Here is a 12088-nt window from a genome sequence, read left to right as displayed (position 1 = left end):
GCGGGCGCCCGGCGGCCCTCGCCCGCCGGGGGCCGCGCGGCGCCCGCCATAATTGCGGGATGGACCAGCGCACCGAACTGAGCGAGTTCCTCCGTTCCCGCCGCGCCCGGCTCCAGCCCGAGGACGTGGGCCTGGCCCACCACGGCGGGCGCCGGCGGGTGCCGGGGCTGCGGCGAGAGGAACTGGCGCAGCTGGCGGGAGTCAGCGTGGCGTACTACATCAGGCTCGAACAAGGGCGGGGGCTGAACGTCTCGGCCGCGGTGCTGGACGCGATCTCGGACGTGCTGCGGCTGACCCCGGCCGAGCGCTCCCACCTCGCCCACCTGGCGCGGCCGGCCTCCCGCCGGCTGCGTACCGCGCCCCGCACGCAGCAGGTGCGTCCCGCCGTCCAGGCGCTGATGGACACGATGGAGGGGGTCCCGGCGTACGTCGTGGGCCGGCGGCTGGACATCCTCGGCTGGAACCGGCTCGCCCGCGCCCTCCTCGGCGACTTCGCGGCGATGCCCGCCGACGAGCGCAACACGGCCTGGCTGGTCTTCCTCGACCCGGCCACCCGCGAGCTGTACGCCGACTGGGAGGACAAGGCCAGCGCCGTCGTGGCCTTCCTGCGGCGGGACGTCGGCCGGTACCCCGGTGATCCCCGGCTGTGCGCGCTGATCGGCGAGCTGTCCGCCAAGAGCGCCGACTTCCGCCGGATCTGGGCCGACCACGACGTCCGGGACAAGAACTTCGGCGGGAAGCGGATGCGGCACCCGGTGGTGGGGCCGCTGTCGCTCGCCTACGAGACGCTCACCCTGCCGGCCGACCCCGACCAGCAACTGGTCACCTACCACGCCGAGCCCGGGTCGGCCTCGGCGCTGGCGCTGCGGGAACTGGCGCGGCGGGCGGCGGAGCCGGTGTGCTCCCCGCGGCGGCGGGCGGAACGGGCGTCCGCGGCGCCGTGAAAGCGGCGACGCGGTCTGTTGTGCGGACGCCCGGCTGGGTACCGTACGACTGGGTCCCGCCGTGAGTGTCCCGGCGGGGCCCGCCAAGCGCCGTCCGCCCGGTGCGGCCGCCGCCCGCCCGGCGTCCGTGTGCCCCGGCACGCGTCTTCGTCCCGCCCGTCCAGCGCCCGTGTCTTTACTTCTCCATTACCTCTACAGTGTTGTAGATTTCTGCCTCCCGGCCGGTGGCGGCGCCGCCGCCCTGCCCCGAGGCAGGCCATCCCGACGCAGGAGTGAGCGCACATGACCGTGAATCTGGACAAGGGTCAGAAGATCAGCCTGAGCAAGTCCGGCGGGGGCGAGCTCAGCGTCGTGCGGATGGGGCTGGGCTGGCAGGCCGCCGCGCGCAAGGGCTTCCTCGCCAAGCTGATGGCCCGCGAGGTCGACCTGGACGCCTCGGCCGTGCTCTTCGCCGGCAAGGAACCCGTCGACGTCGTCTTCTTCCAGCACCTGATCAGCGACGACGGCTCGGTGCGCCACACCGGTGACAACCTGGTGGGCGGCGCGGGCCAGGGTGGCGACGACGAGGCGATCCTCGTCGACCTCCAGCGGGTGCCCGCCCGCGTCGACCAGATCGTCTTCACCGTGAACTCCTTCACCGGGCAGACCTTCGAGGAGGTGCAGAACGCGTTCTGCCGCCTGGTCGACGAGAGCAACGGCCAGGAGCTGGCCCGCTACACCCTGACCGGGGGCGGCGCGTACACCGCGCAGATCATGGCGAAGGTGCGCCGGTCCGGCGGCGGCTGGGAGATGGCCGCCATCGGCGAGCCCGCGATGGGCCGCACCTTCCAGGACCTGATTCCGGTCATCGCCTCGCACCTGTAGGCGCCGTGCGGGCCGGAGGGGCGCCGCCCCTCCGGCCCCGCGGGTCAGCCGACGTTGACGCCGTAGTCGGCGGCGATGCCGGCCAGCCCCTTCGCGTACCCCTGGCCGATGGCGCGGAACTTCCACTCGCCGCCGCGCCGGTAGAGGGCGCCGAAGACCATCGCCGTCTCGCCCGCGGCGTCGTACGACAGCTCGTAGCGGCACATCTCGCGGCCCGTCAGGTTGTCGACGACCCGGATGAACGCGTCGCTGACCTGCCCGAAGTTCTGGCCGCGCCGCTCCGCGTCGTGGATGGAGACGGTGAAGACGACCTGCGCGGTGTCCTCGCCGAGCCGGTCCAGGTCGATCAGGATCCGCTCGTCGTCCCCTTCGCCCTCGCCGGTCAGGTTGTCGCCGGTGTGCCGGACCGCGCCGTCCGGGCTGGCCAGGTTGTTGTAGAAGACGAAGTGCGCGTCGGACAGCACGCGCTGGCCGGGCCCGCAGACGATCGCCGAGGCGTCGAGGTCGAAATCCGTGCCGGCGGTGGGCAGGGCGTCCCAGCCCAGGCCGACGGTCACGTCCGCCAGTGGAGTGCCGTCCTGGTTGAGAACGACGTTCTGGCCCTTGGTGAGGCTGACGCCCATGGTGCTGAGTCTCCTGTTGTGTAGCGGTCCGGTGTTTTCGCGATGTCCCCCACGGGGCAACGCGACGGTGCACGGCATGGTTCCCGGGTTGCGCAAAAGATGAAATGACGCGAGCGGGGCACGGCGTGCCCCGTGCGCCGTCCGGCCGGCGGCGCATCCGATCACGCTGATTAACGGTCATGGTGTTGCCACGGTGGGTGACATGCTTCTACGGTCTGCTGCACGGCCGCGCTCTACGGGTGTAGACCGGCCGTGACGCGGCGTCACCTGGGGCGCGCCGCCCGGCCGGCCGACACGCCGGGCCGTGTCCCTCCCGGCGCCGCCGAGCACCACTGGTGTGCGTGGAAGGGAGAGCCGGAAGCATGAGCCGAACAGTCGTACGCGGCGGCCTGGTCGTCACCGCCGCCGACGAGATCCACGCCGATGTCCTGGTCGAGGACGGCAGGATCGCCGCCCTCGCCGCACACGGCACGACCACCGCCGAGAGCTGGGCAGCGGGCGCGGACCGCACCTTCGACGCCACCGGGAAGTACGTGATCCCGGGCGGTGTGGACGCCCACACCCACATGGACTTCCCGTTCGGCGGAACGTTCTCCTCCGACACCTTCGAGACCGGCACCCGGGCCGCCGCCTGGGGCGGCACGACCACCGTCGTGGACTTCGCCGTCCAGACGCGCGGCCAGGCCCTGCGCGAGGGCCTGGACACCTGGCACGCCAAGGCCGACGCCCAGTGCGCCGTCGACTACGCCTTCCACATGATCCTCTCCGACGTGAACCCGCACACGCTCAAGGAGATGGACCGGCTGGTCGAACAGGGCGTCACCTCCTTCAAGCTGTTCACCGCCTACCCCGGCGTGTTCTACAGCGACGACGGGCAGATCCTGCGCGCCATGCAGCAGGCCTCCGCGAACGGCGGGCTCGTCATGATGCACGCCGAGAACGGCATCGCGATCGACGTCCTGGTCGAACAGGCGCTGGCCGAGGGCAGGACCGACCCCCGCTACCACGGCGAGGTGCGCCGCGAACTGCTGGAGGCCGAGGCCACCCACCGCACGATCCAGCTCGCCCGGGTCGCCGGCGCCCCGCTGTACGTCGTGCACGTCTCGGCCGAGGAGGCCGTCGCCGAACTGGCGCAGGCCCGCGACAAGGGCCTGAACGTCTTCGGCGAGACCTGCCCGCAGTATCTGTTCCTGTCCACCGACAACCTGGCCGAGCCGGACTTCGAGGGCGCCAAGTACGTGTGCAGTACGCCGCTGCGGCCCCGCGAGCACCAGGCCGCACTGTGGCGCGGGCTGCGCACCAACGACCTCCAGGTCGTCTCCACCGACCACTGCCCGTTCTGCTTCAAGGGGCAGAAGGAGCTGGGCCGCGGCGACTTCTCCAAGATCCCCAACGGCATGCCGGGCGTCGAACACCGCATGGACCTGCTCCACCAGGGCGTCGTGGACGGGCACCTCAGCCGCCGCCGCTGGATCGAGATCGCCTGCGCCACACCGGCCCGGATGTTCGGCCTCTACCCCAAGAAGGGCACCATCGCCCCGGGCTCCGACGCCGACCTCGTCATCTACGACCCGTCCGCCGAGCAGGTCATCTCGGCCGACACCCACCACATGAACGTCGACTACTCGGCGTACGAGGGGCGCACCGTCACCGGGCGCGTGGAGACCGTCCTCTCGCGCGGCGAGACCGTCATCGACGAGCGCCGCTACACCGGCCGCGCGGGGCACGGCCAGTACACCCCGCGCGGCACCTGCCAGTACCTGAACTGAGGAGGCCGTGATGGACTTCGGAGTCGTCCTGCAGACCGACCCGCCCGCCTCGCACGTCGTCGCCACGATGCGCCGCGCCGAGGAACGGGGCTTCCGCTACGGCTGGACCTTCGACTCCTCCGTGCTGTGGCAGGAGCCGTTCGTCATCTACAGCCGCATCCTGGAGCACACCGAACGCCTGGTCGTCGGCCCGATGGTCACCAACCCCTCCACCCGCACCCCGGAGGTCACCGCCTCCACCTTCGCCACCCTCAACGACATGTACGGCAACCGCACGGTCTGCGGCATCGGACGCGGCGACTCGGCGATGCGGGTGGCGGGCCGCGCCCCCAACACGCTGGCCCGCCTCGGCGAGTCGATCCGCGTCATCCGCGACCTCGCGGAGGGCCGGGAGGCCGACGTGGGCGGCCACGCGCTGCGCATCCCGTGGGTGCGCGACGGGCGGCTGCCGGTGTGGATGGCCGCATACGGGCCCAAGGCCCTGAGGATGACCGGGGAGCTGGCGGACGGGTTCATCCTCCAGCTGGCCGACCCGTTCCTGACCGAGTGGATGGTCAAGGCGGTACGCGACGCCGCGGCGGCGGCCGGCCGCGACCCGTCCGACGTCACGATCTGCGTCGCGGCCCCCGCCTACGTCGGCGACGACCTCGCGCACGCGCGGGAGCAGTGCCGGTGGTTCGGCGGCATGGTCGGCAACCACGTGGCCGACCTCGTCAGCCGGTACGGCGAGCACTCCGGCATCGTGCCCGAGGCGCTGACCTCGTACATCAAGGCGCGCGAAGGGTACGACTACGCCCACCACGGCCGCTCGGGCAACCCCGACACGGCCTTCGTGCCGGACGAGATCGTGGACCGCTTCTGCCTGCTCGGGCCGCCCGGGGCCCAGCTCGAAAAGCTGCACCGCCTGCGGGAACTGGGCGTCGACCAGTTCGCGCTGTACGCCATGCACGACGCCAGGGACGCCACGATCGACGCGTACGGCGAGCAGATCATTCCGGAGCTCGCGGGCTGACCGCCGAGAAGGGAAAGGGGGCCGGCATGCGCGTCGCCGTGGTCGGTTCGGGCATCGTGGGCGCGAGCACCGCCTATCACGCGGCCGGGCTGGGCGCGGACGTCGTCCTGGCCGGCCGCCCGGCACCCGGCGAGGCGACCGCCGCCGGCGCGGGCATCGTCTGCCCCTGGGCCTCCGAGCACGACGACCCCGACTGGTTCCGCGCCGCCGCCGAAGGGGCCCGGTACTACCCGCCACTGGTCGCCGAACTCGCCGAAGCCGGCGAACACGACTTCGGGTACCGGACCGTCGGCGCGCTCGCCCTCGCCGCCGACGACGCGGACCTCCGGCGCATCCGCCGGCGGGTGCTGGAACGGCGGCGCGGCCCCACCGACACCGGCGACGTGGACGACCTCGACGAGGCGGCGGTGCGCTCCCTGTTCCCGCCCCTCGCGGACGGTCTGCGGGCCGTGCGGATAGCCGCCGGCGCGCGCGTCGACGGCGGCCGGCTGCGCGACGCGCTGCTGCGCCAGGCCCGGCGGCGCGGTGCCGAAGTGCGTCCCGGTCACGCGGCGCTGACCCGCACGGCGGACCGCGTCACCGGCATCGAGGTGGACGGCGAGCACCTCACCGCGGACGCGGTCGTCGTCGCGGCCGGCGCCTGGGCGCCCGGCCTGCTGGCGCCCGCCGGGGTCACCGTACGGATCGCACCGCAGCGCGGCCAGATCGTGCACCTGTCCCTGCCCGGCGCGGACACCGGGCACTGGCCCGTCGTCATGCCCCGCGCCACCGGGCACTACCTCGTCGCCTTCGGCGGCTCGCGGGTCGTGGCGGGCGCCACCCGGGAGTCCGGTACCGGATTCGACCACCGTGTGACGGCCGCGGGCCTGGCCGAGGTGCTGACCGAGGCCCTGGCCGTCGCGCCCGGCCTGGCCGGCGCCACCCACCTGGAGACCCGCGTCGGCTTCCGTCCCGCAGGGCCGGACGTCCGCCCGCTCCTGGGCCGGGTGCCCCGGCTCGGCGGGCTGGTCGTCGCCGGCGGCCTCGGCCCGACCGGGCTGACGATGGGGCCGTGGGCGGGCCGGGTCGCGGCCGTGCTGGCCACCGGCGGGGACCCGGGGCTGGACCTGCGGCCGTACGACCCGGAGCGCTGACCCGGCGCACGGATCCTGCGGGGGCGCACAAGACGCGCGGCAGCGCGCGGGGGCGCGCATCGACCCACCCGCCTCCCTGGACTCTTTGCCCACTCCTGATGCTCCCCGCCCGGTGCGGTCTTGGAGCTTCGCGGCAGGTGCGAGGACCATGGACCGTATGAGGCGCCCCCCAACGGAGTCACTCTTTCGTTCAGTTGCCCGTACGACGCCGGCGGCAGCGGCCGGCCGGCTGTCCCACGTCCGGTGGATCGCCGGCGGCACCGGGGCGGGCAAGAGCACCCTGGCGATAATCCTGGCCCGGCGCCACGGCGCCGTCGTCTACCGCGGCGACCTGGCCCAGCACACCTGGCTGCCACGCTGCACCCCGCGGCAGCACCCGCACTTCCACGCGGCCCGCGACGAACCGCCCGGCTCCCTGTGGGACGGCCGGAGCCCGGACGAGGCGTGCGGGTTCACGCAGAGCGTGGTCGCCGAGACGTTCGCGTTCGAGATCGAGGACCTGCTCGCGCTCCCCGCCGACCGGCCCGTGCTGGTGGACTGGTTCGGCAACCTGCCGTGCCACGTCGCCCCCCTGCTCACCCGCCCCGACCAGGCGGTGTTCCTCCTCCCCACACCGGAATTCCGGCTGGCCGCGCTCCGCGCCCGCCGCAGTGACCCGGTGCGTGCCCCGGTCGGCTGGGGAAGCCGGGCCCCCGGGACCACCCTGTCCGAGCGGCTCGCCCGGGACGAACTGTGGGACGCGGAGGTACGCCGCCAGGCGGCCGCCTATGGCAGCACGGTCATCACCATGGACGGCGGCCGCCCGGTCGGCGACCTCGCGGACGAGGTCGCGGCCCGCTTCCGCCTGGGCACGGCGGCGTAGCGCGCCGTCAGCCCTGCCTGGCCGACGGCGTCCGCGCCGTCCAGCCCGCCACCGCGCTCAGCACGACCACCACCGGGACCAGCGCCAGCGCCGTCCCGCTCCCCTCGGAGACGGCGAGGTGCGAGAAGACCGCCGCGCCCACCGCGCCGCCCGCCATGTCGAGGCTGGTGAGCCAGGACATCGTCTCGGTGACCTCGCCTTCCTTCGCGAGGTCGCTGCCCACCGTCCGCAGCGTGCCGAAGACGGAGCCGAGGACCAGCCCGGCCACCGGGCTGAGCACCAGGACCGCCACCGGGGAGACCTGGGCGGCGAGGGCGAGTGCGCCGCCTCCCGCCGCGAAGACGCAGAGCAGGATGGAGAGCTTGGGGCCGCGGGCCAGGAAGCGGGGCATGGTGCCCAGGGCGAGGCTGCCCAGCACGCTGCCGATGGACAGGGCGCTCAGATAGGCGCCGGTGAACACCGCCGCGTCGTGCTCCTTCGCGTAGATCGGCAGCAACACGTCGGTGGCGGTCACCGCCAGGACGAACAGCCCGTCCGCGATCAGCAGGCGCCGCAGGGGCGCGGAGGTCAGCGGTCCGAGCCAGTGCCGTTTCCCGGCCGGCCGCGGTGGGACCTCGGTGCCGAGCAGCAGGCACACCACGAAGGCGGTCAGCACCGTGATGACGATCAGGGGGACGACCGCGGAGAACGACAGGCTGAGCCAGCTGGCCAGCACCGGGCCGGTGACCAGCGCCGTGCCCATCATGGCCGAGTCGAGGGCCATCGCGGTGGTGAACATGCCGTGCTCGGCGGCGTTGTGCCAGACGGTCCGCATCAGGACGGCGACCGGCGGCGAGGTGGCCCCCAGGACCGCCGACATCACCAGGACCGTGGCGGCGGACCCCGGTCCGGACGCCGCCACGAGCACTAATACGGTCGCCGCCGTATAGCCCGCGAGGCAGCCGAGCAGCACCAGGCGGGGCGAGTGCCGGTCGATCAGCCGGCCGCGCAGCGGCGCGGTCACACACTGGCCGATCGCGAGGAAGGCCACGGCCAGGCCCGCCGTCCCGTACGAGTACGTCCGGCTCACCAGGAGCAGCAGGCTCAGCTCGACCATGCTGGACGGCAGCTTCGACGCCATGCCGACCGTCACGATCCGCCAGAACCCGGGCACCTTCCTCAGTTCCCGGTAGCTGTGCAGCGGACCGCGTGGCGCGGTCTCCGGTACTACTTCCGGCACCACTTGGGGCTCGGCGGACATCGGCTGGACTCCTTGCTCTGCGGTGCGTATGGCAACGAACGGAGAGATTACGGGAGTTACCGCTCTACGCCTCGCGCGGGGCAGGGCCGGGCAGCGCGTCACGCGCCGGCGCACCGGCCGGGAGCGGCTGCCCGGTAGGCCCGGCTTCCTCGGGAGCCGCGGCGCCCGCACCCCCTCCGGAGCGGTCGGCGGGCGGCAGCAGCCGTTTCAGTACCGGTCCGGTGGACATCGTGGTGAGCACGGCCATGGCCACGAGCAGGGTGTACTGGGTGCCGTCGAGGAGCCCCATCTCGCGCCCGGCGGTCAGCACGATCAGCTCGGTGAGCCCGCGCGTGTTCATCAGGGCTCCGATGGCGGCCGCGTCACGCCCGGTCATGCCGGAGAGCCGGGCGGCCCCCGCCGCGGCGAGGAACTTGGCGGCCACGGCGGCGACCAGGAGCACCGACAGGTCCAGCAGGTGGGACGGCCCCAGGCTGGAGAGGTCCACCTGCCAGCCGGCCACGACGAAGTAGATCGGCATGAAGAGCCGGCTGCCCAGCGAGCCGAGGCCCTGCCGGAGCCGGGTGTCCACCGTCTCGGGCAGCCCGCGCCTGGCGTTCGTGCGCACGATGCCGAAGACGAAGGCGCCGAAGATGAAGTGCAGCCCCATCCACTCGGTGGCGGCGCTGGACGCGAGCAGGCCCGCGAAGGTCACGACCAGGTCGAGTTCGCGGCCCGCCTTGCGCATCACCACGCGGAGCAGCGGCCGTACGACGGTGATCAACACGACGGCGTACGGGACGAACCAGACCAGCCGCCAGGGCGTGCCGCTGCCGCAGAGCAGCATCACCACACCGAGCAGGACCCACGCGAAGATGTCGCACAGCGCGGCACTGGACAGCGCCAACTGACCGAGCGGGGTACGGGATATGCCCCGGTCCTCGATGATCCGCGCCAGCACGGGGAACGCGGTGACCGACAGCGCGATGCCCATGAACAGGAGGTAGGGGAGCCGGCCCGCCGACGTCTCGCCGGGCCCCCACCACAGTCCGAGGCCGGCGCCCACCGCGAACGGGAACACCATCGCACAGGCCGCGATGGTGAGCGAGGTGCGCCGCATCGAGCGTTTGGCGGACCAGTCGAACTCCATGCCCAGCGCGAACATGAACAGGACGATGCCGATGTCGGCGAGGGCGCCGAGGTGGCCGCGTATCTCCGGCGGGAAGACCGTCTCCGTGAACGACCCGTGCAGCAGGGTGGGGCCGAGGAGGATGCCGGCCACGATCTCGCCGATGACGGCGGGCTGGCCGCACCGCCGGGCCACGGTGCCGCCGGCCCAGGCCAGGGCGGCGATCAGTGCGATGTCGAGGAAGAGGGCGGTGATCTGACTACTGGTCACGTCACTCGGGTTCCGTCCGGGGTCCGGCCACGGGGGGCCGGGCACGCGTCCGGTACGCGTGCCCGGCCCTTGGGGGCGGCGCCGCGTCGCGGCGCCTCGTCCGTACTGCGGGTCGCGGGCCGGCAGCCGGCCCGCGGGCCTACTTCACCGCCTGCGCGGCCTTCGCCTCCGGGTTCTCCCACCAGCGGTCGTTGCCGACGAGCGGCTTGTCGAGGTCGCGCTCGCCCGCCCAGGTCATGTTGAGGATGGTGCGGGCCGCGCCGTCCTCGGTGAGCGGCACGGTCCGGTGCAGCGTGGTGTCGGTGCGCTGGAGGTAGAGGTCGCCGGTGACGAGTCCGTGCGTGTCGATCTGGCGCTCGCACAGGGTCTCGTTGATGCGGGGGTTGCTCTTGTCCCAGTGCGTGTGCGGCACGGCCTGGAGCATGCCGCCGCAGGAGACGGGCGGCATCCGCAGGGCCCAGATGAGGGCGAAGCTGTAGTCGCCCCAGTGCCACCCGTGGGTGTCCGCCTTGAACTCCTGGTGGGTGATCAGGTAGCGCTCGTCCGTGGAGACCTGCGGGATGATGGGCTCACGGGCGATGCGGCCGAGGAAGCCGAGGAACGACTCCGAGGTGGCGATCGTGCGGATGAGCTCGCTCCGCTCGATGTCCTCGCTCTTGACGACGCTCATCTTGCGCGGGGTGTTGCCGGTGGTGCGCAGCAGCAGGTCGCGCCGTTCCTTGTGCTCGTCGACCAGCCGGTCGGCCTCCGCCTGGACGGCGGTCATGATCTCCTGGGGGACGAGGCGGGCGTTCTCGTCGAACTTCACCACGCCCTTGTGGAAGAACCGGTCCGCCAGCTGCTCGATGCGCTCCTGGGTGTAGTTCTCCGCGAGGAACTTGCCGATTGTCTCGTCGATCTTGCGAACGTCCATGCCGAGTTCTTCTTCCTGTGCTGATGAGGGGAACCGCATAGAGGTGGGGCGGGAGCCGGAAGGCCGCCCCGGGCGAGGGAGGGAGACCGTCAGCCGGCCGGCTGGTCCGGCGTGATCTCCAGGTTGATCATGGATCTGACCTCCGCGAGCACGCGTACGACCGATTCCTGGTCCGGTCCGGAGACCCAGGCGCCCACCGGGATGGACAGGATGTCCCGGGTGAGCGGCACGTGGTCGCCCGGCTCGTAGGAGACCAGGACCTTGTCGACACCCGGGTGTTTCCGGACCTCTTCGAGGCCGTGGACGGCCACGAGGGTGCCGGGGCCGGTCTCGTTGTGGATGGCGATGGCGCCGAACATGGCGCGGCTGTTGACGGGCTTGTCCATGACGGCGGGGCGCTGCCCGAGATAGCACTCCACGGTCTCGTGGAACGGGCGGATGTCCGTGAACTCCGACCACTGGTCGGTGGCCGGGCCGCCGGGCAGCCGGGCCGCCACCTCCATCAGGAAGACGCCGTCCGCGTTGACCTTCACCTCGGTGTGGCTCGGGCCGCGGCGCACGCCGAAGGCGGTGAGCACCCGGATCACGTACTCCTCGATCCGCGCCCAGTCGGGGTCGTCCGGTACGGCCTGGACGTTGTCCCAGAGCGGGAAGTCGTAATCCCGGTCGTCCGGCCTGCGGTACTCCCACATGTCGATCACCCGGTGGTCGCCGTCGCAGCTGAAGGCGTTGACCGCGAACTCGCGGCCCCGGATGTACTCCTCGACCAGCCACGCCTCGACCGTCCAGCCGAAGAAGTTGGTCTTGTCGACGACCTGGAAGTCCGCCGCGCTCGCGGCATCGGGGACCAGCGTGGCACCGATGGAGCCGGCGCCCTCGGTCTGCTTGACGATGACCGGGTAGCCGATGGCGTCGGCGGCCGCCCGGACCTCGGAGGGGTCGTGGACCAGGCGGTAGGCCGGGATGCGCAGCCCCGCCGCGGCCGCGTGGTCGCGCATCAGGGACTTGTCGTGCCTGGCCCGCGCCAGCTCCACGTCGTTGCAGGGCAGGCCGAGTTCGTGGGCGATGACGCCCGCGAGGTGCACGCCGGACTCCGAGCCCGGCACGACCGCCTTGATCTCGTAATCGAGGTCCGGGAGACGGGCCAGGACCTCGGCGGCCTCGGTGGCGTACAAGGAGACGTCGTCGCCCTTGGCGTGGTGGGGCCAGGTCACCTTGAGGTCCGCCGGCTCGTTGGTGAAGAGGGACACGATGCCCAGGTCCATGTCCCGGACCGCCTGCTTGTAGCCCGCTCCGACCGACACGGGATCGACCAGGAGGACGGCTGGCTTGCGGTTGCTCAACTGCTTG

Annotated in this window: 11 protein-coding genes; 6 read left to right on the top strand and 5 right to left on the bottom strand. The window is 72.5% G+C overall.

Going from position 1 to position 12088, the window contains the following annotated elements; genetic code table 11:
• Nucleotides 1–59: 59 nt before the first annotated feature.
• Together ACH4K4_RS03425 and ACH4K4_RS03420 are read left to right on the top strand one after the other, a co-directional pair.
• Complete coding sequence (locus ACH4K4_RS03425) at nucleotides 60–944, top strand: helix-turn-helix domain-containing protein (RefSeq protein ID WP_398164444.1); 885 nt, start codon at nucleotides 60–62, stop codon at nucleotides 942–944.
• 282 nt (nucleotides 945–1226) lie between these two features.
• A complete protein-coding gene (locus tag ACH4K4_RS03420; protein WP_398164443.1) occupies nucleotides 1227–1808 on the top strand; it encodes a TerD family protein in 582 nt (193 codons plus the stop codon).
• A gap of 44 nt (nucleotides 1809–1852) precedes the next feature.
• On the opposite strand, the gene ACH4K4_RS03415 is transcribed toward ACH4K4_RS03420, so the two are convergent.
• Entirely contained in the window at nucleotides 1853–2431 is a 579-nt protein-coding gene (locus ACH4K4_RS03415) for a TerD family protein (protein ID WP_398164441.1), read from the bottom strand.
• Between the two features lie 362 nt (nucleotides 2432–2793).
• Between ACH4K4_RS03415 and hydA the strand changes: the two genes are divergently transcribed.
• From hydA to ACH4K4_RS03395, 4 genes are all read left to right on the top strand, one after another.
• Nucleotides 2794–4200 carry a dihydropyrimidinase gene (hydA, locus tag ACH4K4_RS03410; RefSeq protein ID WP_398164440.1) on the top strand — a complete coding sequence of 469 codons (1407 nt, stop codon included), beginning with the start codon at nucleotides 2794–2796 and terminating at the stop codon, nucleotides 4198–4200.
• Nucleotides 4201–4210: 10 nt separating this feature from the next.
• Entirely contained in the window at nucleotides 4211–5212 is a 1002-nt protein-coding gene (locus tag ACH4K4_RS03405; RefSeq protein ID WP_398164438.1) for a TIGR03842 family LLM class F420-dependent oxidoreductase, read from the top strand.
• Nucleotides 5213–5238: 26 nt separating this feature from the next.
• Nucleotides 5239–6345: an NAD(P)/FAD-dependent oxidoreductase gene (locus tag ACH4K4_RS03400; protein WP_398164437.1), complete on the top strand. Its 1107-nt coding sequence runs from the start codon at nucleotides 5239–5241 to the stop codon at nucleotides 6343–6345.
• 157 nt (nucleotides 6346–6502) lie between these two features.
• A complete protein-coding gene (locus ACH4K4_RS03395) occupies nucleotides 6503–7207 on the top strand; it encodes a hypothetical protein (protein WP_398164435.1) in 705 nt (234 codons plus the stop codon).
• Between the two features lie 7 nt (nucleotides 7208–7214).
• Here the strand turns inward: ACH4K4_RS03395 and ACH4K4_RS03390 are convergent, their stop codons facing one another.
• The 4 genes from ACH4K4_RS03390 to ACH4K4_RS03375 all read right to left on the bottom strand — a co-directional run bounded on the left by ACH4K4_RS03390 (nucleotide 7215) and on the right by ACH4K4_RS03375 (nucleotide 12081).
• Nucleotides 7215–8447 carry an MFS transporter gene (locus tag ACH4K4_RS03390; protein ID WP_398164433.1) on the bottom strand — a complete coding sequence of 411 codons (1233 nt, stop codon included), beginning with the start codon at nucleotides 8445–8447 and terminating at the stop codon, nucleotides 7215–7217.
• A gap of 64 nt (nucleotides 8448–8511) precedes the next feature.
• Complete coding sequence (locus tag ACH4K4_RS03385) at nucleotides 8512–9825, bottom strand: cation:proton antiporter (protein ID WP_398164432.1); 1314 nt, start codon at nucleotides 9823–9825, stop codon at nucleotides 8512–8514.
• Between the two features lie 139 nt (nucleotides 9826–9964).
• Entirely contained in the window at nucleotides 9965–10738 is a 774-nt protein-coding gene (locus tag ACH4K4_RS03380; protein WP_398164430.1) for an ArpA protein, read from the bottom strand.
• Between the two features lie 89 nt (nucleotides 10739–10827).
• Complete coding sequence (locus tag ACH4K4_RS03375; protein WP_398164429.1) at nucleotides 10828–12081, bottom strand: ATP-grasp domain-containing protein; 1254 nt, start codon at nucleotides 12079–12081, stop codon at nucleotides 10828–10830.
• Nucleotides 12082–12088: the final 7 nt, after the last annotated feature.

Source organism: Streptomyces sp. NPDC017529 (assembly GCF_044329785.1).
Lineage (GTDB): Bacteria > Actinomycetota > Actinomycetes > Streptomycetales > Streptomycetaceae > Streptomyces.
Note: the sequence above shows the minus strand (reverse complement) of the source record. Positions and strands in the feature narration are given on the sequence as shown.

Coding starts and splice junctions, on each gene's coding strand:
- ACH4K4_RS03425 (WP_398164444.1), top strand. CDS start 60: ATGGACCAGCGCACCGAACTGAGCGAGTTCCTCCGTTCCCGCCGCGCC.
- ACH4K4_RS03420 (WP_398164443.1), top strand. CDS start 1,227: ATGACCGTGAATCTGGACAAGGGTCAGAAGATCAGCCTGAGCAAGTCC.
- ACH4K4_RS03415 (WP_398164441.1), bottom strand. CDS start 2,431: ATGGGCGTCAGCCTCACCAAGGGCCAGAACGTCGTTCTCAACCAGGAC.
- hydA (WP_398164440.1), top strand. CDS start 2,794: ATGAGCCGAACAGTCGTACGCGGCGGCCTGGTCGTCACCGCCGCCGAC.
- ACH4K4_RS03405 (WP_398164438.1), top strand. CDS start 4,211: ATGGACTTCGGAGTCGTCCTGCAGACCGACCCGCCCGCCTCGCACGTC.
- ACH4K4_RS03400 (WP_398164437.1), top strand. CDS start 5,239: ATGCGCGTCGCCGTGGTCGGTTCGGGCATCGTGGGCGCGAGCACCGCC.
- ACH4K4_RS03395 (WP_398164435.1), top strand. CDS start 6,503: ATGAGGCGCCCCCCAACGGAGTCACTCTTTCGTTCAGTTGCCCGTACG.
- ACH4K4_RS03390 (WP_398164433.1), bottom strand. CDS start 8,447: ATGTCCGCCGAGCCCCAAGTGGTGCCGGAAGTAGTACCGGAGACCGCG.
- ACH4K4_RS03380 (WP_398164430.1), bottom strand. CDS start 10,738: ATGGACGTTCGCAAGATCGACGAGACAATCGGCAAGTTCCTCGCGGAG.